This is a genomic window from Streptomyces sp. NPDC051214 (assembly GCF_040682375.1).
In the GTDB taxonomy this organism is placed as follows: Bacteria; Actinomycetota; Actinomycetes; order Streptomycetales; family Streptomycetaceae; genus Streptomyces.
Genome location: NZ_JBFBAT010000001.1, coordinates 862,776 through 887,283 on the forward strand (window position 1 = coordinate 862,776; position 24,508 = coordinate 887,283).

Consider the following 24,508-nt stretch of genomic DNA (forward strand, 5'->3'; position numbering starts at 1 on the left):
TTAGGCTGCGTTGGTGTGACCGGCGAGTTCGGCGGCTCGGCGCGCGGCGCCGTCCATCGTGGTGGCCTGCTGGACCAGGGGATGGGAGCGGGCGTCGAGTATGGCGCGGCCGCGTACGGCGTTGTTGCCGTCGAGTCGCACGACCAGCGGTTTGGTCAATTGGACGGATTCCAGTGCCTGGACGATGCCGTCGGCTACGGCGTCGCACGCGGTGATGCCGCCGAAGACGTTGACGAAGACGGACTTGACCGCGGGATCGGAGAGGATGACGGAGAGTCCGTCGGCCATGATCCGGGCGGAGGCGCCGCCTCCGATGTCGAGGAAGTTGGCGGGGCGCGCTCCGCAGCCCGCGACCACGTCGAGGGTGGACATGACGAGGCCCGCGCCGTTGCCGATGATGCCGACCTCACCGTCGAGTTTGACGTAGTTGAGGCCCTTGGAGGCGGCCGCCGACTCCAGGGGGTCGTCGTGTTCTGAGTCGTCGGCACCCCAGCGGGCCTGGCGGAAGCGGGCGTTGTGGTCCAGGGTGACCTTGCCGTCGAGGGCGAGGATCTCTCCCTGGGTGGTTTGGACGAGGGGGTTCACCTCTACGAGGAGGGCGTCTTCGCGGATCAGTACCTGCCAGAGCTTGACCAGGACGTCCGCGGTGGCCTCGGGGAGCCCCGCCGCGGCGGCGATCTCGGCGGCCTTCGCGTCGTCCACGCCTTCCGCCGGGTCGATCTCCACGCGCGCGACGGCCTCCGGACGGCTCGCCGCCACCTCCTCGATCTCCATGCCGCCCTCTGCGGACGCGATCGCGAGGAAGCGTCCCGCCGCGCGGTCCAGTGCGTACGAGACGTAGAACTCGCTGTCGATCTCGACGGGTTGGGCCACCATCACCTTGTGCACGGTGTGGCCCTTGATGTCCATGCCGAGGATCTGGCGTGCGGTGATCTCGGCGGCGGCCGCGTCCGCGACCACCTTCACGCCGCCCGCCTTGCCGCGTCCGCCGGTCTTCACCTGGGCCTTGACGACGACGCGCCCACCCAGGCGTTCGGCGCCCGCGCGGGCCTCCTTCGCCGTGTCGGCGACCTCCGCTCGCGGCACCAAGATGCCGTGTTCCTCGAAGAGTTCCCTTGCCTGGTGCTCGAACAGGTCCATTCCGGCTCCTGACGCCTTGTCGTTCCGGGGAGCGAACCCCCCGCCTCCGAAAAGTGCCGCACGCCCCCTGGACACCACTGACCGGATGCGGGATAACAAGCTTCATACAGTATTCGTCGACTGTATGCAATCTACCGCGACAGCACCTCCGAGCAGTGTGCGAGCAGCATCTGAGCGCTCCAACTCCCCTACGAAGGGACAGGACTTCGCCATGCCCGACGGCAGCAGCGACACGAACCAAACCCACATCTCCGGTGGGCATCTGGTCGCCAAGGCACTCAAAGCAGAGGGTGTGGAGGTCATCTACACCTTGTGCGGCGGCCACATCATCGACATCTACGACGGCTGCGTCGACGAGGGGATCGATGTCGTCGACGTACGCCACGAGCAGGTCGCCGCCCACGCGGCCGACGGCTACGCGCGCCTCACCGGAAAGCCCGGATGCGCCGTGGTGACGGCAGGACCGGGAACGACCGACGCTGTCACGGGCGTCGCGAACGCCTTTCGCGCGGAGTCCCCCATGCTGCTGATCGGCGGCCAGGGAGCGCACACCCAGCACAAGATGGGCTCACTCCAGGACCTTCCGCACGTCGACATGATGACGCCCATCACCAAGTTCGCCGCGACGGTGCCGGACACGGCGCGCGCCGCCGACATGGTCTCGATGGCCTTTCGCGAGTGCTTCCACGGCGCTCCCGGCCCGTCCTTCCTGGAGATACCGCGCGATGTGCTCGACGCCAAGGTGCCGGTGGACAAGGCCCGGGTGCCGCAGGCCGGGCAGTACCGCGCGTCCACCCGCTCCACCGGGGACCCCGAGGCCGTCGAGAAGCTCGCCGACCTGCTCGTGCACGCCGAGAAGCCCGCGATCCTCCTCGGCAGCCAGGTGTGGACGACACGGGGAACCGCCTCCGCCATCGAACTCGTGCGCACCCTGAATGTGCCCGCCTACATGAACGGCGCGGGCCGCGGGACCCTGCCGCCCGGGGACCCGCACCACTTCCAGCTCTCGCGGCGGTACGCCTTCTCCAACGCCGACCTCATCGTCATCGTGGGGACGCCCTTCGACTTCCGCATGGGCTACGGGAAGCGGCTCTCCCCCGATGCCACCGTCGTACAGATCGACCTCGACTACCGCACCGTCGGCAAGAACAGGGACATCGACCTCGGCATCGTCGGCGACGCCGGACTCATCCTGAAGTCGGTCACCGAGGCCGCCTCCGGGCGTCTCAACGGAGGCGCGTCCAAGCGCAAGGAGTGGCTCGACGAGCTGCGCGCCGCCGAGCAGACGGCGATCGAGAAGCGGCTTCCGAACCTGCGGTCCGACGCCTCGCCCATCCACCCCTACCGTCTCGTGAGCGAAATCAACGACTTCCTTACCGAAGACTCCATCTACATCGGCGACGGCGGCGACATCGTCACCTTCTCCGGGCAGGTCGTGCAGCCCAAGTCGCCCGGCCACTGGATGGACCCCGGACCGCTCGGCACGCTCGGCGTCGGCATCCCCTTCGTGCTCGCCGCCAAGCAGGCGCGGCCCGACAAGGAGGTGGTGGCCCTCTTCGGAGACGGCGCCTTCTCGCTGACCGGATGGGACTTCGAGACGCTCGTCCGCTACGACCTGCCCTTCGTCGGGATCGTCGGCAACAACTCCTCGATGAACCAGATCCGCTACGGCCAGAAGGCCAAGTACGGCGAGGAGCGCGAGCGGATCGGCAACACCCTCGGAGACGTCCACTACGACAAGTTCGCCCAGATGCTCGGCGGCCACGGCGAAGAGGTGCGCGACCCCGCCGACATCGGCCCCGCGCTGCGGCGGGCCCGCGAGTCGGGCAAGCCCTCGCTGATCAACGTATGGGTCGATCCGGACGCGTACGCCCCCGGAACCATGAACCAGACCATGTACAAGTGAGGAGCCCGCGCGATGACGACCAAGGCTCTTGAGGGCGTACGCGTCCTCGACATGACACACGTCCAGTCCGGGCCCTCAGCCACCCAGCTGCTCGCCTGGCTCGGTGCGGACGTGGTGAAGCTGGAGGCGCCCTCCGGCGACATCACGCGCAAGCAGCTGCGCGATCTCCCGGACGTCGACTCGCTCTACTTCACGATGCTCAACTGCAACAAGCGGAGCATCACCCTCAACACCAAGACCGAGCGTGGCAAGGAACTCCTGACCGAGCTGATCCGGCGCTCCGATGTGATGGTGGAGAACTTCGGTCCCGGCGCCGTCGACCGGATGGGCTTCACCTGGGAGCGCATCCAGGAGATCAACCCGCGGATCGTCTACGCCTCGATCAAGGGCTTCGGAGAGGGCCCCTACACCAATTTCAAGGCCTACGAAGTGGTCGCCCAGGCCATGGGCGGCTCCATGTCGACCACGGGCTTCGAGGACGGTCCGCCGCTCGCCACGGGCGCACAGATCGGCGACTCCGGGACCGGCATCCACGCCGTCGCCGGCATCCTCGCCGCCCTCTTCCAGAGGGAGAACACCGGTCGCGGGCAGCGCGTGAACGTGGCCATGCAGCACGCCGTGCTCAACCTGTGCCGGGTCAAGCTGCGCGACCAGCAGCGCCTGGCGCACGGACCACTCGCCGAGTACCCGAACGAGGACTTCGGGGACGAGGTGCCGCGCTCGGGCAACGCGAGCGGCGGCGGGCAGCCCGGCTGGGCGGTCAAGTGCGCGCCCGGCGGCCCGAACGACTACGTGTACGTCATCGTGCAGCCCGTGGGCTGGCAGCCGCTCACCGAGCTCATCGGACGCCCCGAGCTCGCGGACGATCCCGAGTGGGCCACTCCGGAGTCGCGGCTTCCCAAGCTCGGCAAGATGTTCCAGCTGATCGAGGAGTGGTCGTCGACGCTCCCCAAGTGGGAGGTCCTCGAGCGGCTGAACGCCCACAACATCCCGTGCGGCCCGATCCTCTCCACCAAGGAGATCATCGAGGACGCCTCGCTGGCCGCGAACGAGATGGTCGTCGAGGTCGCGCATGCGCAGCGCGGCTCCTTCACCACGGTCGGCTCCCCGCTGAAGCTGTCGGACTCCCCCGTGAACGTGGTCAGTTCGCCGCTCCTCGGCGAGCACAACGCGGAGGTCTTCGTCGGCGAACTCGGCCTCGGCGACGAGGAACTGCGCCTGCTCAAGTCGAACGGAGTGATCTGATTGATGGCCGAAGACCGCGCACTGACGGTGCGGGCGCTCCTGGAGACCGTGCGCGCCGAGGGACGGACCTCCCTGACGGCGCCGGAGGGCAAGATCCTCGCGGACGCGTACGGGATCGCCGTGCCGGGCGAGGAACTGGCGACCGACGTGGACGAGGCGGTGGCGCACGCGGCCCGCTTCGAGGGGCCCGTCGTCATGAAGATCGTCTCCCCCGACATCCTGCACAAGACCGACGCGGGCGGCGTCATCGTCGGCGTGGAGGGCGCCGCCGACGTGAGGGCAGCCTTCTGCGAAATCGTGAACAACGCGCGCGCGTACGCGCCGGCGGCACGTATCGAGGGCGTGCAGGTACAGGAACTACTGCCATCCGGCCAGGAAGTGATCGTCGGGGCGGTGACCGACCCGACGTTCGGGAAGGTCGTCGCCTTCGGGCTCGGCGGCGTACTCGTCGAAGTCCTCAAGGACGTCACGTTCCGGCTCGCGCCCGTCGACGCGGACGAGGCCGCCTCGATGCTCGACTCCATCCGCGCCGCCGAGATCCTGCGCGGCGTGCGGGGAGCGCCCGCCGTGGACCGGTGGGCCGTCGCCGAGCAGATACGCCGGGTGTCCCAACTGGTCACCGACTTCCCGGAGATCGCTGAGGTGGACCTCAACCCGGTGATCGCCACCCCGGAGGGTGCGATCGCCGCGGACATCCGCGTCATCCTCTCCGAAGGGGCCACGAAACAGCGCCGCACCTACACGCGTGAGGAGATGCTCACGTCGATGCGGCGGCTGATGGAACCCCGCTCCGTCGCCGTGATCGGCGCCTCCAACGAGCCGGGCAAGATCGGCAACTCGGTGATGCGCAACCTCATCGACGGCGGCTTCTCCGGCGAGATCCATCCGGTGAACCCCAAGGCCGATGACATCTTGGGCCGCAAGGCGTACAAGAGTGTCACGGACGTTCCCGGTGAGGTGGATGTGGCGGTCTTCGCGATCCCCGCAAAGTTCGTGGCGTCGGCCTTGGAGGAGGTGGGTCGCAAGGGCATCCCCAACGCGGTCCTGATCCCCTCCGGATTCGCCGAGACCGGCGAAGTGGCCCTCCAGGACGAGATCATGGAGATCGGCGAGCGGCACGGCGTGCGGCTTCTCGGCCCGAACATCTACGGCTACTACTCGACGTGGCAGGACCTGTGTGCGACGTTCTGCACGCCGTACGACGTCAAGGGCGGGGTCGCGCTGACGAGTCAGTCCGGTGGCATCGGGATGGCCATCCTCGGCTTCGCGCGCACTACGAAGACGGGCGTTTCGGCGATCGTCGGGCTCGGCAACAAGTCCGACCTGGACGAGGACGACCTCCTCACGTGGTTCGGCGAGGACCCCCACACCCAGTGCATCGCCATGCACCTGGAGGACCTCAAGGACGGCCGCGCCTTCGTGGAGGCCGCGAAGGCGACCGTCCCGAAGAAGCCCGTCGTGGTCCTGAAGGCCGGACGTACGGCTGCCGGGGCGAAGGCCGCCGGATCGCACACGGGGGCCCTCGCGGGCGATGACGCCGTGTACGACGACATCCTCAGGCAGGCGGGCGTCATCAGGGCGCCGGGCCTCAACGAAATGCTGGAGTACGCGCGCGCGTTGCCCGTGCTCCCCACCCCGCAGGGCGACAACATCGTGATCATCACGGGCGCGGGCGGCTCCGGGGTGCTGCTCTCCGACGCGGTCACCGACAACGGGCTGCGGCTGATGGACATCCCCGAAGACCTGGACGCGTCGTTCCGGGCCTTCATCCCGCCCTTCGGGGCTGCGGGAAACCCCGTCGACATCACCGGGGGCGAGCCTCCGTCGACGTACGAGGCGACGATCAGGCTCGGCCTTGAGGACCCGCGCATTCACGCGCTCGTCCTGGGCTACTGGCACACCATCGTGACCCCTCCCATGGTCTTCGCCGAACTGACGGCCCGCGTGATCGCGGAGTTCCGTGAGCGCGGCATCGAGAAGCCCGTCGTGGCATCCCTGGCGGGCGACGTCGAGGTGGAGGAGGCCTGCCAGTACCTCTTCGAGCGCGGGGTCGTGGCGTATCCGTACACCACGGAGAAGCCGGTCGCCGCGCTCGGCGCGAAGTACCGGTGGGCCCGAGCGGCCGGCCTGTTGGGGGGCGGTCGATGAGGTGACCGGTGTTGGGTCCTGCCGGCGGTGCGCGTCGGCAGGACCCGGGACCCGTGCGCACACGAAAGGTATTGGACAGGGGGCGCTGGCCAGGATCTTTTCGACGCAAGGGGTGCTGAACCAACATGACGACAACTGACATACCCACAGCCGTCCCCTACAGGGAGGTGACGGACGCCAACGGCCGGATGTACCGGGTCGGCGAGACCGACATCGACCTCATGGGCCGTAAACGCAAGTGGATGGTCATCCTGCCGTGGATCGGCATGATGGGCATCAGCTCGGCCGAGTACGCATTCGCCTCTGCCGAGGACACCCTGCACACCGCGCATTCCTGGGGCGACACCCATATCTTCTGGATGCTGGGCGTGTGGGTCTTCTTCCAGGCCGCGGTGGCCTTCCCCGCGGGCAAGCTGCGCGAGAGCGGAAAACTTCCGGCACGCTGGGCGATGATGTGCGGCGCTCTCGGCACGCTTTTGGGCTATCTGTCACTGGCGTTCGCGCCACATGTTATCGTCGCCTACATCGGCTTCGGCATGTTCAGCGGTATGGGCGCCGGAATGGTGTACGCGACCTGCGTGAACATGGTCGGCAAGTGGTATCCCGAACGGAAGGGAGGAAAGACCGGATTCGTCAACGGCGGATTCGCCTACGGCTCGGTGCCGTTCGTGTTCATCTTCACCGGCTACATGGACCTGACGAACTTCCGCTGGGTGCTCGTGTCCGTCGGCCTTTTCCTCGCGGCGATGGTCGCCGTGGCAGGCCACTTCTTCCAGGACCCGCCGAAGAACTGGTGGCCGGCCGACGTGGACCCGCTGCGGCCGCCGACGGACCCGCGGGCCAGGCGCGCGCTGGCGATGAACCCGCCCGCCGTGCGCCAGTACACGCCCAAGGAGGCGTGGCAGACCGGGCGTGTCGCGCTGATGTGGTTCTGTCTGCTGTGCACATCGGGCGTCAACATCTTCGGCATCGCATTCCAGGTGGACATCGGAAAGGAAGCCGGATTCGCCGGCGGAATCGTCGCCACGGCCATGTCCTTGAAGGCCATCGTCAACGGCACGGGCCGAGGGGTCATCGGCTGGCTCTCCGACCTCTACGGACGTAAACGCTGCCTGATCTTCGTCTGCATCGTCCTGGGACTTTCCCAGTACGGCATCCTGTGGTCGGCGAACATCGAGAACCTCCCGCTGTTCTTGATCTTCTCCAGCATCTCCGGCTTCGGAGGCGGCGCCATCTTCCCGATGTTCGCGGCGATGACGGCGGACTACTTCGGCGAGAACAACAACGCCTCCAACTACGGTCTGGTCTACAGCTCCAAACTGGTCTCGGGACTGCTCGGCTCCGGTATGGGTGCCGTCGTGGTGAGCAACTGGGGCCACTCCGGGGCCTTTACACTGGCCGGCTCCATCTCCCTGTTCGCGGGGTTCATCGCGCTCTTCCTCTCTCAACCCGGGAGGCCCAAGGACAAAGGCATCAAACCCAATCCACAACCCCTCGGCGAGGAGATGTCCTGACGACACGGTCGGTGACCGTGATCCGGGTGACGCACGAACAGCTCTCGCCGCGCGAAAGACGCGCGGCGAGAGCTGTTTGTGCGTGTGCTCAGTTTGTGCGTGTGCTCGGCTTGTGCCTGGCTCAGCGCTTCTTGCGGAGGGCCGCCAAGTTGTCGTAGCCGATCTTGGCGAGCTTCAGGGACTGGCCGGCGTCGGTGCCACTGGGCGCGTTGTCCTGCTCGACCATGGGGTTGTGGTAATTCTTCTCGCCCACACGGCTGAAGAAGGTGCGGTAGTCGATGACACCCTCACCGAAGGCCACCATGTCGTAGCCCTGACCGCTGGTGTCGTTGCGCGTGCCGTCCTTGGCGTGGAACAGCGGGTAGCGCTTGTTGTTGCGGCTGACGAGCGCAGCCGGGTCGAAGACCTTCTTCCGCTGCGAGCCGTCGTACGCGGTGTACGTGTGGAACTTGTACTGCGCGACGTGCGCCCAGTAGACATCCATCTCCAGCCAGACCGACCTCGGGTCGGTGGCCTTGAGGAAGTACTCCAGCTTGCGGATCCCGGAGCTGCGGGTCGGGCGGCCCTGCGCGTCGAGCGGGCCACCGTCGAGCAGGAAGCCGTACGCAGCGTCGTGGTTGTGGGTGTAGAGCTTGATGCCGGCCTTGCGCGCGATGGCGCCCATGGCGTTCCACTTGTCGGCGGCGACATCCCAATCGGCCTTGTACGAGCTGTTAGTGGGGTCACCGCCGGTGCCCATGTGGTCCATGCCGAGGATGTTGGCGATCTCCAGGTGCTTCTTGAACGTGTCGAGGTCGGGCTGCGTGAGCGGCCATGACCCCGGTATGAAGCCGTGGTTGCCCTGGGCGCGCAGGCCGTACTCGTCGAGCCACGAGCGCAGCAGCTTGGCGCCGGCGACCGACTCCAGGTTGGCTCCGCCCGGGGCATTGGCGTGCTGGCCGTAGCCCGCGAACTCGACCTGCTTGTACCCGTAGCGGGCCAGCTCCTTGAACACCTCGCGGAAGCCGGAGGGAAGGGTGCTGGCAAGCGGGTCGCGGCCGGTCGCGTCACGCACCGTGTAGAGGATGATCCCGCGCTTACTCGCGGGTACCAGGTCGCGGCCGTGACCGTGGCCATGGCCGCCCTTGGGCTGCGGCTGGGCGAAGGACGGTGCCGCGCCGAACACGGGCGCGGCGATCGCGCCCGCGCCGACGGCGGTGCACGTGCTGAGGAAGCGGCGGCGGTTGACGCCAAGGCGCTGTCTGAGGGCCTCGTCGGCGGCGGAAGTCTCGTGGATGTCGGTCACGGGTGCCTCTCCTGGACTCTGGGTTCTGGGGAACTACGACTCTCGGACTCAGGGGCTCTCGGGGTTTTCCCTGATCTTTCGACGTGCGGGCGAACGCCACTGGCGCGTTGTCAGTGACGCATGCTTCACTCTCTGTAACTGCTCCTCAGCCCAGGCCGGCCAGGTCGAGGAGAAGGGATTTCACGGCGGTGGCCGCGATCCGGTCGGGAAACGCATGGGGGGTGGAGCTGATGATGAGCGGACCGTCGTCGTCGCTCAGGGGGAGGCGGCCGTGGCTGCCTCGAATAGGTGAGGCGTCCAGGGGCACGACCGCCATGCGATAGCGCATGCCGAGCTTCTTGCGGGCCAGCGCGGACGCGGCCTTGACGCGGACGTAGGGGTCCTCGGGGTCCATGAAGAGCTCGACGGGGTCGTAGCCGGGTTTGCGATGGATCTCGACGAGCTGCGCGAAGTCGGGCGCGCGGTCGTCGTCGAGCCAGTAGTAGTACGTGAACCAGGCGTCCGGCTCCGCGACGGCGACGAGTTCGCCGGAGCGCGGGTGGTCCAGGTGGTGGGCCTTCTTGCCCTCGTCATCGAGGAGTTGCTCGATGCCGGGCAGGTCGGCGAGTGCCTGGCGCGTGACCTCCAGGTCCTCGGGCCTGCGCACGTAGATGTGGGCGATCTGGTGATCCGCGACGGCGAAGGCGCGCGAGGTCATGGGATCCAGGTACTCCATGCCGTCCTGCGTGTGCACTTCGAGCAGGCCGGCGCGGCGCAGGGCGCGGTTGATGTCGACGGGGCGGTCCACGCGGGTGATGCCGTACTCGGACAGGGCGACGACGGTGCGGCCCTCGGCCTTCGCCTCGTCGAGAAGGGGGGCGATGGTCGCGTCGAGTTCGGCGGCGGCCCGGTGTGAGCGCGGGTCGTCGGGGCCGAAGCGCTGCAGGTCGTAGTCGAGGTGAGGGAGGTAGCAGAGGGCCAGGTCGGGGTGGCGGGTGCTGAGGATGTGACGCGTGGCGTTCACGATCCAGCGGCTGGAGACGATGTCGGCGCCGGGGCCCCAGAAGTGGAACAGGGGGAACGTACCGAATTTGTCGGTGAGTTCGTCGTGCAGGGCCGGGGGCCGGGTGTAGCAGTCGGGTTCCTTGCGGCCGTCGGCGTAGTAGACGGGACGGGGGGTGATGGTGATGTCGGTGTCGGCGCCCATGGCGTACCACCAGCAGATATTGGCGACGGTGTAGCCGGGATGCGCGCGACGGGCGGCGTCCCACAGCTTGTCGCCGGCGACGAGGCCGTTGTGCTGGCGCCACAGGAGTACGTCGCCGAGCTCGCGGAAGTACCAGCCGTTGCCGACGATGCCGTGTTCGGCGGGGGTGGTGCCGGTGAGGAAGGTGGACTGGGCGGCGCAGGTGACGGCGGGCAGGACCGTGCCGAGCGGGGCCCGTGAGCCGGACTGGCCGAGGGACTTGAGGTGCGGCATGTGGTCGAGGAGACGGGGGGTGAGGCCGACGACATCCAGGACGAGGAGGGGTGTGGGGCTCATGGGAGTTCCTTCAGGCCGAGGTCCGTCAGGAGATCGCGGGCGAGGGTGAGCTCGGCGGCGATCCCGTCGGCGAGCTGGGGGCGGGAGCGGGGGCGCAGCTCGGGCGGCAGCGCCTGCCAGGTGTAGGTCTCGACCTCGAGGTGCCGGGTGCGGGGGTCGGGCCCGCCGACCAGGAGGGCGAGGGTGTCCTTGAGTACGGGGAGCGTGGAGGTGAGGGGAGGCGCGGGAGGCGCGTGCAGGGGGACGTGGAAGTGGGCACGCCAGGGCGCCGTCTCGGGCAGTGCGTCGCCGGCGAGGGATTCGCCGAGGTCGTCGGTGCCGCGCAGCCCGGCCGCGGTGCGGGTGCGGGTCTGGTGCAGGAAGCGGGGTTCGTCGAAGGCGGCGAGGGCCTCGCGGACTTCGGGGAGATGGGGGTGTTCGGCGTGCAGGGCGGCGGAGAGTTGGGACTTGACGACGGGGATACCCGCGACGGCGAGCGCGTCGAGCGCGGTCTGCGGGTCCTCGAAGGAGGTGGCGAGGTGACAGGTGTCGACACATACACCGATGCGGTCGTGGCCGATCGCGGTGAGGGGGGCGATCGCGTCGCCCGTGGTCTCCACGGTGCAGCCCGGTTCCGGTTCGAGACCGATGCGGATCGACTTACCGGTCAGCTCGGCGAGCGCGTCGAGGCGTTGGGCGAGCGCGGTGAGTGCGGTGCGGGCGGCCTCGGCGTGCGTGGCGTCGAACGGGGTGCGCCAGGCGAGAGGAAGGGTGGAGATGGTGCCCTCGGTGACGTCGTCCGGGAGGAGGGCGGCAAGGAGACGGGCCAGGTCGGTGGTGTGGGACAGCCTCTCGGGGTCGGTCCAGTCCGGTTTGTAGACGCGGTACTTGACCTCTTCGGCGCCGAACCCTTCATACGGGAAGCCGTTGAGGGTGACGACCTCAAGGCCGCGCCGGTCGAGCTCGCAGCGCAGGCCACGCAGCGCCGCCGGGTCGGTGACCAGGGCGTGCGCGGCGTCCTTGGCGAGCCACAGGCCGATGCCAAGGCGGTCCCTGCCGAGCCGTTTGCGTACGGGCTCGCAGTGGTCGCGGAGTTGGGCGAGGACGCCGTCGAGGGTCTCGGCGGGGTGGACGTTGGTGCAGTACGCGAGGTGGACGACGCTGCCGTCGGGGTGCCGGAAGCGCATGGCTCACTCCCCGCCGCGAAGGATGGAGTTGCCCTCGTGGGTGCCTTCGGTGTCCGTGACGTCGAGCGCGAGGCGGCCGCTGAGTCCGTAGAAGGCGACAGGGTTGCGCCAGAGCACCAGGTCGACGTCGTCCTCGCTGTATCCGGAGGCGAGCATGGCGTCGGCGACCTTGCGGGTCTTGAGCGGGTCGCTCTTGCCCCAGTCGGCGGCGGAGTTGACCAGGACCCGCTCGGGCCCGTGGTCGCGCAGGATGGCCACCATCCGGTCCTCGTCCATCTTCGTGTCGGGATAGACGGAGAAGCCGAGCCAGCAGCCGCTGTCCTTGGCCTCCTTGACCGTGGTCTCGTTGAGGTGGTCGATCAGGACGCGGTCCAGGGGCAGCGCGGACTCCCGGATGACGTCGATGGTGCGGCGCAGTCCGGCGAGCTTGTCGCGGTGGGGGGTGTGGACCATCGCGGGCAGCTCGTGGTCGGCGGCGAGCTGGAGCTGGGCGGAGAGTGCGGCGTCCTCGGCGGGGGTCATGGAGTCGTAGCCGATCTCGCCGACGGCCACGACGTTGTCCTTGACGAGATAGCGGGGCAGTTCGTCAAGGACAGGGGTGCAGCGGGGGTCGTTCGCCTCTTTGGGGTTGAGGGCGATGGTGCAGTGGTGGGCGATGCCGTACTGGGCCGCGCGGAAGGGCTCCCAGCCGAGGAGCGAGTCGAAGTAGTCGAAGAAGGAGGCGGGTGAGGTGCGGGGCTGACCCAGCCAGAAGGCGGGTTCGACGACGGCGCGGACGCCTGCGGCGTACATGGCCTGGTAGTCGTCGGTGGTACGGGACGTCATGTGGATGTGGGGGTCGAAGATGCGCATCAGGACTCCTGCTCCTCGCCGGTGGAAGGGGTCGTGGGGGCCGGGGGCGCCACCGCGGCCGAGGCGGCCGTAGGGGCGGTCAGGGCCAGGACGCGGTGCAGATCGCCGGGGACGGTGCGACCGGCGGCAGTGCGTTCGCCGGCGTAGTCGCCGAGCATGCGGGCCAGTTCGGCGTCGGCGGTGGCCCGGCGGTCCAGTTCGGCGACGGCTTCCACGGGGACGCCGGTGAACAGGCACTTCAGGACCGCGTGACGCCAGTCGTGCGAGGGGAGGTGCTGAGCGGCGTACGGGCCGACGGCGGCGGCGACCAGCCGGGTGTCGTTGGTGCGCAGGGCGTCCTCGACCAGGGGTAGCGCGTCGGGGCCCTGGACCAGGTGGGGCAGGGCGTGCAGGACGGCGCGGCGTTCGGCCGCGGTGCCTTGTCCGTAGATGCGGGTGAGGGTGGCCGGGTCGGCTCCGGCCGCGTGCAGGAGCAGTACGCGGGCGGCGTCGGCGTGGTCCTGGCCGCAGCGTCGTCCGGCTTCGGCGAAGCGCAACTCCCATACGGGGGTCGTGTTCTGGGCCGGCCTGTCGCGTTGGGCGGCGGCCTCCGCGGTGGCCTGGTCCAGCCAGGCCCGGGCGGCTCCGCCGAGGGTGGATTCGAGGCGGGTGCGGAGGTCGTCGAGGACGGGGGCTTCGGTCACGGGGCTCCTCCTCCGGCCGGGGTGGGGATCGGCGCTGAGCGGACCGCTTCGGTGGCCGCCTTGTGCAGGAACTCGATGGATTGGGAGGCGAGTTGTGGGCCCGCGTGGGAGTGGCGGGGCAGTTCGACGACGGTGAGGCCCTGGTAGCCGGTGGAGGCCAGGGCTTCGAGGACGGGTGGGAAGTCGATCTCGCCGTCACCGAACGGGAGGTGTTCGTGGACGCCGCGGCGCATGTCCTCGATCTGGACGTGCCGCAGCCAGGGGGCGGCGGCGCGTACGCAGTCGGCGGGTGGCTGCGGCTCGAGGCACTGGCAGTGGCCGATGTCGAGGGTGAGGCCCAGGAACTGCGGCTCAGGGTCGCCCAGTTCGTGCCGGAGCCGGTGGAAGTCGGCGAGGGTGGAGAGGAGGTGGCCGGGCTCAGGTTCGATGGCCAGGGGTACGCCGGCGCCGGACGCGGCGTCGAGGACCGGGCCGAGGGCTTCGGCAAGCCGCAGCCAGGCGTCGTCCTCACGGGTGCCGTCGGGGGTGATGCCGCTGAAGCAGTGCACGGCGTGGGCGCCCAGGTCGGCGGCGACCTGTACGGCACGGATCAGCACCCGGACGCGGGCGGCGCGTGCGTCCGGGTCGGGGTCGAGAAGAGAGGGGCCGTGCTTGCGGCGCGGGTCGAGTACGTAGCGGGCGCCGGTCTCGATCGTCGCCGTCAGACCGAGGCGTTCCAGGCTGCGGGCCACGTGGCGGGTGCGGGTGGCGAGGTCGGGGGCGAGGGGGTCGAGGTGCATGTGGTCGAGGGTGAGCCCGACGCCCGCGTAGCCGAGGTCGGCGAGAAGGCCGAGGGCGTCGTCGAGCCGCAGGTCGGTCAGCCCGTTGGTGCCGTACCCGAAGCGAAAGGGAGACGGGGCAGCCTGCGGGGCGTCCGGCCGGTCCGTTGTCTTTGTCATGTGACGCTCACCTTTCGGCCGAACTTCCGGGCCGCCGGGGCCAGGGCGGCGGTCAGCAGGGCGGGGACCAAGGCCCCGGTGCGGGCGGAGAGTGCGGCCTGGAGCGGGATCATGGCTCGGATGCCGCCGCCCACGGCCCGCTGGGTGAGCTGGGGTGACGGGTTGAGCGCGGCGTGGAAGAAGGGGCGGGCGGCGGTGGCCGCGTACGTGGCGGCGAGCGCGAGCTGGACGCCGGCGCGAGTCCCGGTACGCCACGCGTTGCCTGACCGCCCAGAGGCGGGGCCGGTCGCGCCGCCGGTGCGCCAGGCTCGGCCCACCGGTCCGCCCACCAGGCGGCGGCCCCCCGTCAGCTCCCCCGGAGTGAAGCCCGGCAGCCCGCGGGTGGTGGCTTCGCCGCGGCCTGCCGGGAGTTGTTGAGTTCCGGTGCCGGCACCCGCGTCGCCATGAGCGTCACCGCCACCGCCACCGTCGCCGCCCCCGCCTGAAGCCAGCAGGCGCGTCAGCGCTGCTGTCGCGGCGAGTGCCGCCAGGGGGGCCGCCGAGGAGCCGCCCTGTGCCTCGCGCCGCGAGACCGCGGTCACCGCGAGCGTGTGGGCGCCGAGCACCAGAGCGGCGGGCGCAGCAGCACGTAGGCCGAAACGGCGGCCACCGCCTCGTGCCCCACCGCCCACCACCCCCGCCGAAGTAGCCGCCGCCCCCAAGAGCAAGTCCAGGGAGCGCGCCGCTGCCATGGCGGCCGGGCCCGCCGGGGTGTGTTTGAGGCCCAGGTCGTAGGCCCACACCGTGGCAGCCAGCGCTCCCGCCACCGTCAGGGCGGGGCGGCCCGCACCCGCGGCCAGAGCCAGGCCCCCTGCCGTCAGAGCCGCCGCCGCGCCCAAGGCGGCCGGCGGAGCGATGCGGCCCGACGGCAGCGGGCGGTGCGGGCGTTCGACCGCGTCCTCCTCACGGTCGGCCCAGTCGTTGAGGGCCATGCCCGCTTCGTAGAGGGAGAGTGAGGCGGCGATGGCCAGGAGCGTGCGGCGGTTGGGGTTCAGCCCTGTCGCCGCCGCACCGGCCAGGGCGTCGCCCGGGACGGTGAACAGGGCCGAGACGCGCAAGAGTTCGGCCCAGTCGCGGCCTGCCCCCAGCCCACCGGCAGCACCACGACCGGTACCGCCACCACCCCTCCCAGCGCCACCCCTCTCAGCGCCAGCCCTCTCAACACCAGCCCCCTCAGCGCCAGCCTTCCCTGCACCAGCCCCCTCAGCACCAACCCTCCCAGCACCAGCCCCCTCAACACCAGCCCCCTCAGCACCAGTCCACCCAGCGCCAGCCCCCTCAGCACCAACCCCCTCAACACCAGCCCCCTTCACGCACTCACCCCCCGCAGCCGCGACGCGAAGCCCACGAGCGCCTCGTACTGTTCGGCCAGCGCCGACGATGAGCCGTCGTCCGGGTCCTTGAAGTAGAAGCCCAGTTCGCCCAGCGGGCCGGTCAGGCCTGCCTCGTGGGCTCGGGCCGTTAGCCGGGCCAGGTCCAGGATCAGGGGCGCCGCCAGGGCCGAGTCGCAGCCCTGCCAGGTCGTCTGCAGGACCATCCGCGCGCCGAGGAACCCGTCGAACGCGATGTGGTCCCAGGCGGTCTTCCAGTCGCCGAGCGACGGGACGTCGTCGATGTGGACCTCGCCCTCCGGGGCGGAGCCCAGCGTGTCGGCGAGCACCCGTTCCTTGCCCGCGTTCTTCGCCGCGGCCGCGGCGGGATCCGCGAGGGCGGCGCCGTCGCCGCCGCCCAGGAGGTTCGTGCCGGACCAGGCGCGGACGGCCAGCGCACGCTGGGCGAACATCGGGCCGAGGACCGAGCGCAGGAGGGTCTGGCCCGTCTTGCCGTCCCGGCCCGCGTAAGGGAGCCCGGACGAGGCCGCCGGGGACGCGAGCGCCGGGTGGTGCAGGCCCGCCGACGGGGTGAAGTTCACGTACGGGCAGCCCGCCCGCAGCGCCGCCGCCGCGTAGAGGGAGCTTGCGGGCAGCCGCCCCTCGCCCTCCGCAGGCACCGGTTCCGTCGACGCCACGTTCACCACCACCGCACGGGCGAGCCCCCGACGGCGTACGAAGTCCCGGAGGTCGGCGGCGAAGGACTCGATCAGTTCCTCGTCCGTCCTGGTGTCGGAGTCCCCGCGGCGCGGCCCGCCCATGCGGATCTCCGCGTCCGCCGCGGCGAGTTCGGCGCCCACCGCCGAGGGGACGCCGTGCGGGAGCACGCCCCCGGCCGCCAGCTGCTCCGCCCGCTTGGGCAGCGGGCACTCCAGCACGTCGTGGCCGCCGAAGACGAGCGACGACAACGTTGGCAGACCGCAGTCCGCGAACGGCGGCGTCTCCGTGATCATGCCGGTCGGCGGGTGGAGCCCGGCCGTCACGGCAGCGCACCCCGCGACAGCCGTCGTGGCGACCGACCCGCGCGCCCCGATCAGCCACACCCCGGTGAGCCCGCCACCCGAGGAGCCGGGTGAGCCAGAGGAACCGGTAGAGGAAGAGTTGGACATGGCTGCCTCCTGTCGTACACGCGGCGAACGCGCAGGGGAAGAAACAGGGAAAGAGACGGCGGACGGGGTAAAGACGGCGGGCGGAGGTCCGGCGTCCTCCGCCCGCCGCCGTCTAGCGGCCCACGCCGGACGCGGTGCGGGCCGGCAGGTCCTTCACCCGGATGTCGCGGAAGGAGACCTGGTCATCGGTACCGTGGTTCTGGATGCCGATATGACCGTCCTTGAGGCTCCTCGCCGGATCCGTGTTGGTGAAGTCGTTGATCTTCACTCCGTTGAGATAGATCCGAAGGCGTTCGCCCTCGACCCGGAGTTCGTACGTGTTCCACTCCCCCGCCGGATTCAGCGCCTTGTCGCGCTTCTTCAGGTCGGCGGACTTGAAGCCGTAGACGGAGCCCGTGGTCTTCTCCGGGACGTCGGTGGCGTCGATCTGGATCTCATAGCCGTTGTTCACGGCCGACCAGGGGTCGTCGGAGGGCGGGAAGCCCACGAAGATCCCCGAGTTGTCGTCGCCGTCCATGCGCCAGTCCAGCTTGAGGGAGTAGGAGCCGAGCTCCTTCGCCCCGTCGTACCAGAGCATGCCCATGCCGCCGACGGTGGTGAGGGTCCCGTCCTTCTCGTTCAGCTCCAACGAACCGGGGCCCGCCTGCTTCCATGCCTCCAGCGACTTGGCCGTGCCGTCGAAGAGGGGCGTGTAGCCCTTCTCCGGGCGGCAGTCGGCCTGTGCCGCACCCGCCGCCCAGCGGATTCCGCCGAGCAGGTGGGTGCGGTACGCGGGATCGGCGAAGGACTCCTTGGTGTGGCCGCTGCCCGTGTAGAAGGAGCGACCCCCCTGGTAGTCCTGGCACCAGGCGATGGGATGGTCGCCGGACATCGAACCGCCCGAATAGGACGACTCGTCGAGCGAGGCCAGGACATGGGCGCGGTCGCGGGGGTTGGAGCGGTAGTTGTACCACTCGTCGGTCCGCTCCCAGATCCCCGGCAGATGCGCCGTGGAGGGGTGCCCATGGTCCTCGACCCGCACCTTCGCGGGCTGGATCGCGGGGTGCGACTGGAAGTACGCGCCCGCGAGTCCGCCGTAGAAGGGCCAGTCGTACTCGGTGTCGGCGGCGGCGTGCACGCCCACGTACCCGCCGCCCCTCTTGATGTAGCCCTCGAAGGCGCTCTGCTGCTTGCCGTCGAGGACGTCGCCGGTCGTGGAGAGCCAGATCACGGCGTCGTACTTCGCGAGGTTCTTGGCCGTGAAAGCCTTGGCGTCCTCGGTGGCGTCGACCGTGAAGCCGTTCTCCGCTCCCAGCTCCTTGATGGCCGCGATGCCCTCCGGGATCGAGTCGTGGCGGAAGCCCGCGGTCTTGGAGAAGACCAGGACCTTCTCACCGGCGGCTTTCCCCGCAGGACCCTCAGGACCCTCGGACCCTGCCGGCCTGGAGGCCGCCGGGCCCGACACGCAGCCGATGAGCAAGGCGGCCGTGGCGGTGGCGATGGTGATGCGTGCGGATGCCCGCATGGTGGGGTGACCCCTTCCTCAGCGCGTGGTGAAGGTGAAGTCGTCGACCTCGTACAGAGCTCCGGAGCCCTTGCCCTTGAAGACCAGGAAGAGCGTCGTCGTCTTCGTGGGTGCCTTGCTGATGGTGGTGCTCACGTCCGCGTACGTCTCCCATCCACCGGTCGGTGCGACCTTGGCCTTGCCCAGGAGCCTGCCGGTGGCCGATCCGCTGCGGACCTCGAGCGTGCCGCCCGCGCCGGCCGACGCGACGCGCGCGGTCAGCTTGGTGGCGTTGCCGAGGATGTAGGGCTTGAAGGAGATCCAGTCGCCGTTGTTGATCTCGCCGACCGTCTTGCCGCCGTGCGCCGGGGTGTGGTTCACCACGGAGACGCCCTTGGAGTCGTTGTAGTGCTCGCCCTGGCGGTGCTTGGGCTGGACGACGTTCTGGTCGTGGGTGGTCAGCGCGGGCTGGCCGTTGGCGCCCTTGTCGGTGTACTCGGCGTCGAAGACCCCGAAGATGTTGGCGTTCGGGTCGTGCTCGCCGTCCGCGGACGTCTGGAGGGTGCCCTCACAGCCGTTGGCCGAGGTCACCGGGTGACCGTGGCTGTCGTGGCCGAGGATGTGCGTGACCTTGACCTTCGTGCAGTCGATCGGGCCGTCCTCCTTGTCGGTCACCTTGACCTTGAAGGGGATCTTGTCGCCGAAGGTGAACAGCTGCCCGTCGCCCGGGAGTTCCAGGGTCACCTTGGGCGCGGTGTTGCCGACGGTGACGTGCGCGCTGGCCGAACCGGTGCGCCCGGTGGAGTCCTTGACGGTCACGGTCGCGGTGTAGACGCCGTTCTTCTTGTACGTGTACGAGGGGTTCTGCTGGGTCGACTTGCCGCCGTCACCGAAGTCCCACGCGTAGGTCAGGGTGCCGCCGTCGGCGTCCGTGGCCTCCGCGGTGAACTTGGTCTTGAGCGGGGCCTGGCCGCTGGTCACGGAGGCGCTCGCCTCGACGACCGGTGAGTGGCCGTCCGTGGCGTTCTCGATGCGGAAGAGGCCGGAGTTCTCGTCGCCGCCGAACCAGGCGGTGCCGTAGTCGAGGACGTACAGCGCGCCGTCGGGGCCGAACTCCATGTCCATGATCTGGGTGCCGGTCCAGGGGAACGGGTTGATGGACTGGACGGTGCCGTCGGCGCCGTGCTCGATGCGCTTGATCCAGCGCCGGCCGAACTCGCCGGCGAAGAAGTCGCCGTCGTAGGCCTCGGGGAACTTCACCGGGGAGGTGTTCGCCGCGTCGTAGCGGTAGACGGGGCCCGCCATCGGGGACTCGGAGCCGGAGCCGAACTCGGGGACGGAGCCGCCGTCGTACGGGATCCAGGCCTCCTGCGCGGCCGGCAGATCGGTCAGGCCGGTGTTGTGCACGGAATCGTTCTTCGGTGCGTTGCAGTCGAAGGCGGCGCCGGAGGTCTGCGTGGCGAAGTCGTAGTCGATGTAGGCGTCGTTCTTGCCAGTGCAGTACGGCCAGCCGAAGTTGCCCGGCTTGGTCACGCGGGCGAACTCGACCTGTCCTGCGGGGCCGCGCTTGGGGTCGGCCGCGCCCGCGTCGGGGCCGTAGTCACCGACGTACACCGTGCCGGTGGGCTTGTCGACGCTCATGCGGAAGGGGTTGCGGAAGCCCATCGCGTAGATCTCGGGACGGGTCTTGTCCGTGCCCGGCGCGAAGAGGTTGCCGTCCGGGACGGTGTACGAGCCGTCGTCGGCGACCTTGATGCGCAGGATCTTGCCGCGCAGGTCGTTGCTGTTGCCGGCGCTGCGGCGGGCGTCGAAGGCGGGGTTGCGGTCGGCGCGCTCGTCGAGCGGCGTGAAGCCGTCCGAGGCGAAGGGGTTGGAGTCGTCGCCCGTCGACAGGTAGAGGTTGCCGTCCTTGTCGAAGTCGATGTCGCCGCCGACGTGGCAGCAGATGCCGCGGGTCGCGGGGACGTCGAGGACCTTCTTCTCGCTGGCGTTGTCGAGGGTACCGTCGGTCTTCAGGACGAAGCGGGAGAGGCGGTTGACGCCGTCGAACTTCTTGAAGTCCTCGGCCGTGCCGGTCTCCGGGGCGTCGCCCGCCGGGGTGTCGAGCGGGGGCGCGTAGTAGAGGTAGATCGCGCGGTTCTCGCTGAACTTCGGGTCGAGGCCGACGCCCTGGAGGCCCTCTTCGTCGTGCGTGTAGACCGGTATCTTGCCCGCGATCTTGGTGTTGCCCGCGGCGTCCGTGAGGCGGAGCGTTCCGTCGCGGGAGGTGTGCAGGACGGAGCGGTCGGGCAGGACGGCGAGTGTCATGGGCTCGCCGGTCTCGGGCTCACCCTTGGCGAGGGTGACTTGCTGGAAGTCCTCGGCCGCGGCGGCCTTGCCGGTGGACTTGCCGGTGGACTTGCCTGCGGCCGCCTTGTCCGCCTGGGCCTGGGCGGCGCGTACGGCCTCCGGGTCGGCGGCGTTCGCGGTGGGGGCGGTGAGGCTGAGGGTGGCACCGGCCAGCAGGGTGCCGGTGAAGAGGGCGAGGGTCTTGCGAAGTCTCAGGCGTTTCCTGTGCACGGAGTTCCTCCGGGAGGGGGACGGTCGTACGCGGGTGTGCTGCGAAGAGGGCGCTGGGCGCCGGGGTGCGCCGTCACCCCGGAAGGTTTCTATGTCCTGTACACATCAGGGACGGTAGCCACGTTTGTCTTGGACGGAAAGCCCTTGCACAGCAATGAAGTTCAGCTTTTTCCTTGTCCAGGACAAAGTGGCTCCGCGCCACTGCCGCTCGTGGCGGCTCAGTTCCCGCCGAACGCCGCGTCGAAGGACGCCGTCGGCGGCTCGAAGTCGAATGCCTTCAGGGTCTTCAGCGCCTCGGGCGCCCCCTGCAGGCGGTCCATCCCCGCGTCCTCCCACTCGACCGAGACCGGACCCTCGTACGCGATCGAGCGCAGCATCCGGAACACGTCCTCCCAGGGGACGTCCCCGTGGCCGGCCGACACGAAGTCCCAGCCGCGGCGCGGATCGCCCCACGGGAGGTGCGAGCCCAGACGCCCGTTGCGGCCGTCCAGGCGGCGCCGGGCCTCCTTGCAGTCGACGTGGTAGATGCGGTCCCGGAAGTCGTACAGGAAGCCCACCGGGTCCAGGTCCTGCCACACGAAGTGCGAGGGGTCGAAGTTCAGGCCGAAGGCCGGGCGGTGGTCGACCGCCTCCAGGGCGCGCTGCGTCGTCCAGTAGTCGTACGCGATCTCCGAGGGGTGCACCTCGTGGGCGAAGCGCACGCCCTGGGCGTCGAAGACGTCGAGGATCGGGTTCCAGCGCTCGGCGAAGTCGTCGTAGCCGCGCTCGATCATTGACTCCGGCGCGGGCGGGAACATCGCCACCAGATGCCAGATCGCCGAGCCCGTGAAGCCGACGACCTTGTCGACGCCGAAGGCGGCCGCCGCGCGCGCCGTGTCCTCCATCTCGCGGGCGGCACGTTGCCGTACGCCCTCGCCGTCCCCGTCGCCCCAGATGCGGGCGGGCAGGATCGCCTGATGCCGCTCGTCGATGATCGCGTCACAGACGGCCTGGCCGACCAGGTGGTTGGAGATGGCCCAGCACTTGAGGCCGTACTTGTCGAGGAGCTGACGGCGCGAGTCCAGGTAGGAACGGTCGCTCAGCGCCTTGTCGACCTCAAAGTGGTCGCCCCAGCAGGCGAGTTCGAGGCCGTCGTAGCCGAAGTCGCGAGCGAGGCGGCAGACCTCCTCCAGCGGCAGGTCGGCCCACTGGCCGGTGAAGAGCGTGAAGTCGCGGGGCATGAACAGGCCTCCTCAGACCGAGACGGGGGTGGACGCTACGGAGGTGTACACCGAGTTCTTCGCCGCGCTCTCCTCCACCGCGGCGAGCACCCGCTGCACCGAGAGTCCCGCGGCGAAGGACGGTTCAGGCTGCTCGCCGGTGGCGACGGCGTGCAGCAGGTCACGGGCCTGGTGCACGAACGTGTGCTCGTAGCCGAGCCCGTGCCCCGGCGGCCACCAGGCCTCCAGGTACGGGTGGCCTGGCTCGGTCACCAGGATGCGGCGGAAGCCCGATGACGCGGCGGGCTCCGTGTGATCGTGGAAGGAGAGCTCGTTCAGGCGCTCCAGGTCGAAGGCCAAAGACCCCTCCGAGCCATTGAGTTCGAGCTTCAGGGCGTTCTTGCGGCCCGCCGCGAAACGGGTCGCCTCGAAGGAGGCGAGGGCGCCGCAGGGGAAGCGTCCGGTGAAGACCGCCGCGTCGTCCACGGTGACCTGGCCGAGCGCGCTGCCCGCCTCCGCGGTGAGCCCGCTCGACGCGCCGTCGAGCAGCGGACGCTCCCGTACGAATGTCTCCGTCAGCGCCGAGACGCCCGCCACCGGCTCCCCCACCAGGAACTGCGCGAGGTCCACGATGTGCGCGCCCAGGTCACCGAGGGCGCCCGACCCCGCCCGGTCCTTGCGCAGCCGCCAGGTGAGCGGGAAGCCGGGGTCGACCAGCCAGTCCTGGAGGTACGTGAGCCGGACGTGCCGCAGCGTGCCGAGCCGCCCCTCGGCGACCATCTGCCGGGCGAGCGCGAGGGCGGGGACCCGGCGGTAGTTGAAGCCGACCATCGCCACCTGCCCGCGCGCACGGGCCCGCTCGGCGGCCTCGACCATCGCCTCGGCCTCCTCGACGGTGTTCGCCAGGGGCTTCTCGCACAGCACGTGCTTGCCCGCGTCGAGCGCCGCGATGGCGATCTCCGCGTGACTGTCGCCGGGGGTGCAGATGTCGATGAGATCGACGTCGTCACGGGCCACGAGGGCGCGCCAGTCGGTCTCGGCCGCCGCCCAGCCGAGGCGGTCCGCCGCGGCGCGCACGGCGGTGGCGTCGCGTCCGCAGACCGCGGAGAGGACCGGTTGCACCGGCAGGTCGAAGACGCGTCCGACCGTGCGCCAGCCCTGGGAGTGGGCGGCGCCCATGAAGGCGTAGCCGACCATGCCCACTCCCAGGGACCGCTTCCCTGTCCCGGCCTCGTGTTCCGTCTCACGCATGCGGTACTCCTCCTCGTAAATGCTCGGTGGGGGGTGCGGACGCGCGGATCACTTGAAGCCGGTGGACATGTACTTGCCGACGTTCTCCTTGTCGACCACGGCCGAGTAGAGGGTGATGAACGCCGGGATCTCGAACTCGGCCATCCCGCTGATGCCCTTGCCCTGGCCGAGCGCGCGCGCCAGGTCGATCGCGGAGGCGGCCATCGTCGGCGGGTAGAGCACGGTGGCCTTGAGGACGCTGTCGTCGGACTCGATGGCCTGCATCGCGGAGAGCGCGCCGGCGCCGCCGACCATCAGGAAGTCGTCGCGGCCCGCCTGCTTGATGGCGCGCAGGGCGCCCACGCCCTGGTCGTCGTCGTGGTTCCACAGGGCGTCGAAGTTCTTCTGGGCCTGCAGGAGCTGGGACATCTTCTGCTGTCCCGACTCGACGGTGAACTCGGCGGCCTGCCGGGCGACCTTCTCGATGTTCGAGTAGTTCTTCAGGGCGTCGTCGAAGCCCTTGGAACGCTGCTTCGTCAGTTCGAGGTTGTCCAGGCCCGCGAGCTCGACGACCTTGGCGTTCTTCTTGCCCTTGAGCTTCTCGCCGATGTAGTGCCCGGCGTTCAGGCCCATGCCGTAGTTGTCGCCGCCGATCCAGCAGCGGTAGGCCTGCGGCGAGGCGAAGACCCGGTCGAGGTTGATGACGGGGATGCCCGCCTTCATGGCCTTCAGGCCGACCTGGGTGAGCGCCTTGCCGTCGGCGGGCAGGATCACCAGGACGTCGACCTTCTTGTTGATCAGCGTCTCGACCTGGCCGATCTGGGCGGCGGTGTCGTTCGAGCCCTCGGTGGCCTCGAGCGTCACGTCCGAGTACTTCTTCGCCCGCTCCTTGGCGTTGTCATTGATCGCGTTGAGCCAGCCGTGGTCGGCCTGCGGACCCGCGAAGCCGATGGTGACCTCCTTGCCGGGCTTGTCATCGGCGACCGGCTGGTCCTTGTCGTCGGAGCCCTCGTCCTTGGGTTCATTGCTGGTGCAGCCCGTTATCAGGGCACCGGTGGACAGAGCGGCGGCTCCGAAGAGCAGTCCTCTGCGGCTCGCGAATGGGGATGACTCTGGCATG

18 protein-coding genes are annotated in these 24,508 nt (G+C 69.6%); 4 read left to right on the top strand and 14 right to left on the bottom strand.

Annotated features, from left to right (window positions below):
• A complete protein-coding gene (gene sucC, locus AB0M70_RS03870; RefSeq protein WP_365815968.1) occupies positions 1-1,140 on the bottom strand; it encodes an ADP-forming succinate--CoA ligase subunit beta in 1,140 nt (379 codons plus the stop codon).
• A 211-nt stretch (positions 1,141-1,351) separates the two neighbouring features.
• Here sucC and AB0M70_RS03875 point away from each other — a divergent pair, with 211 nt between their 5' ends.
• From AB0M70_RS03875 to AB0M70_RS03890, 4 genes are all read left to right on the top strand, one after another.
• Positions 1,352-3,046 (top strand): thiamine pyrophosphate-binding protein, encoded by a 1,695-nt coding sequence (locus AB0M70_RS03875; protein ID WP_365815970.1) that lies wholly within the window; start codon positions 1,352-1,354, stop codon positions 3,044-3,046.
• A gap of 12 nt (positions 3,047-3,058) precedes the next feature.
• Positions 3,059-4,291 carry a formyl-CoA transferase gene (gene frc / locus AB0M70_RS03880; RefSeq protein ID WP_365815972.1) on the top strand — a complete coding sequence of 411 codons (1,233 nt, stop codon included), beginning with the start codon at positions 3,059-3,061 and terminating at the stop codon, positions 4,289-4,291.
• 3 nt (positions 4,292-4,294) lie between these two features.
• Positions 4,295-6,439 carry an acetate--CoA ligase family protein gene (locus AB0M70_RS03885; RefSeq protein WP_365815973.1) on the top strand — a complete coding sequence of 715 codons (2,145 nt, stop codon included), beginning with the start codon at positions 4,295-4,297 and terminating at the stop codon, positions 6,437-6,439.
• 125 nt (positions 6,440-6,564) lie between these two features.
• The gene (locus tag AB0M70_RS03890) at positions 6,565-7,953 is read left to right on the top strand and encodes an OFA family MFS transporter (RefSeq protein WP_365815975.1); all 1,389 of its coding nucleotides are present in this window, start codon (positions 6,565-6,567) and stop codon (positions 7,951-7,953) included.
• 121 nt (positions 7,954-8,074) lie between these two features.
• Here the strand turns inward: AB0M70_RS03890 and AB0M70_RS03895 are convergent, their stop codons facing one another.
• From AB0M70_RS03895 to AB0M70_RS03955, 13 genes are all read right to left on the bottom strand, one after another.
• On the bottom strand, positions 8,075-9,238 hold the full coding sequence (locus tag AB0M70_RS03895) for a sugar phosphate isomerase/epimerase family protein (RefSeq protein ID WP_365815977.1): 1,164 nt from the start codon (positions 9,236-9,238) through the stop codon (positions 8,075-8,077).
• Positions 9,239-9,383: 145 nt separating this feature from the next.
• Positions 9,384-10,760 carry a nucleotide pyrophosphatase/phosphodiesterase family protein gene (locus AB0M70_RS03900; protein WP_365815979.1) on the bottom strand — a complete coding sequence of 459 codons (1,377 nt, stop codon included), beginning with the start codon at positions 10,758-10,760 and terminating at the stop codon, positions 9,384-9,386.
• The gene (eboE, locus tag AB0M70_RS03905; protein WP_365815981.1) at positions 10,757-11,926 is read right to left on the bottom strand and encodes a metabolite traffic protein EboE; all 1,170 of its coding nucleotides are present in this window, start codon (positions 11,924-11,926) and stop codon (positions 10,757-10,759) included. The genes AB0M70_RS03900 and eboE overlap by 4 nt, the downstream gene beginning before the upstream one ends.
• A 3-nt stretch (positions 11,927-11,929) precedes the next feature.
• On the bottom strand, positions 11,930-12,778 hold the full coding sequence (locus AB0M70_RS03910; protein WP_365815983.1) for a TatD family hydrolase: 849 nt from the start codon (positions 12,776-12,778) through the stop codon (positions 11,930-11,932).
• Positions 12,778-13,461, bottom strand: coding sequence for an EboA domain-containing protein (locus AB0M70_RS03915; RefSeq protein WP_365815985.1), 684 nt, complete (start codon positions 13,459-13,461; stop codon positions 12,778-12,780). The genes AB0M70_RS03910 and AB0M70_RS03915 overlap by 1 nt, the downstream gene beginning before the upstream one ends.
• Positions 13,458-14,399 (bottom strand): sugar phosphate isomerase/epimerase family protein, encoded by a 942-nt coding sequence (locus AB0M70_RS03920; protein WP_365815987.1) that lies wholly within the window; start codon positions 14,397-14,399, stop codon positions 13,458-13,460. Before AB0M70_RS03920 ends, AB0M70_RS03915 begins: the two co-directional genes overlap by 4 nt.
• Positions 14,396-15,526: an SCO3242 family prenyltransferase gene (locus tag AB0M70_RS03925; protein ID WP_365816307.1), complete on the bottom strand. Its 1,131-nt coding sequence runs from the start codon at positions 15,524-15,526 to the stop codon at positions 14,396-14,398. The genes AB0M70_RS03920 and AB0M70_RS03925 overlap by 4 nt, the downstream gene beginning before the upstream one ends.
• A 221-nt stretch (positions 15,527-15,747) precedes the next feature.
• Positions 15,748-16,917 carry an inositol-3-phosphate synthase gene (locus tag AB0M70_RS03930; RefSeq protein ID WP_365815989.1) on the bottom strand — a complete coding sequence of 390 codons (1,170 nt, stop codon included), beginning with the start codon at positions 16,915-16,917 and terminating at the stop codon, positions 15,748-15,750.
• A gap of 112 nt (positions 16,918-17,029) precedes the next feature.
• Positions 17,030-18,421 (bottom strand): ThuA domain-containing protein, encoded by a 1,392-nt coding sequence (locus AB0M70_RS03935; protein ID WP_365815991.1) that lies wholly within the window; start codon positions 18,419-18,421, stop codon positions 17,030-17,032.
• Positions 18,422-18,439: 18 nt separating this feature from the next.
• Entirely contained in the window at positions 18,440-20,959 is a 2,520-nt protein-coding gene (locus tag AB0M70_RS03940) for a PQQ-dependent sugar dehydrogenase (protein WP_365815993.1), read from the bottom strand.
• Positions 20,960-21,177: 218 nt separating this feature from the next.
• Entirely contained in the window at positions 21,178-22,179 is a 1,002-nt protein-coding gene (locus tag AB0M70_RS03945) for a sugar phosphate isomerase/epimerase family protein (RefSeq protein WP_365815995.1), read from the bottom strand.
• 12 nt (positions 22,180-22,191) lie between these two features.
• On the bottom strand, positions 22,192-23,409 hold the full coding sequence (locus AB0M70_RS03950; RefSeq protein ID WP_365815997.1) for a Gfo/Idh/MocA family oxidoreductase: 1,218 nt from the start codon (positions 23,407-23,409) through the stop codon (positions 22,192-22,194).
• Between the two features lie 48 nt (positions 23,410-23,457).
• Positions 23,458-24,507, bottom strand: a complete 1,050-nt coding sequence (locus AB0M70_RS03955) for a substrate-binding domain-containing protein (RefSeq protein WP_365815999.1) — start codon at positions 24,505-24,507, stop codon at positions 23,458-23,460.
• Position 24,508: the final 1 nt, after the last annotated feature.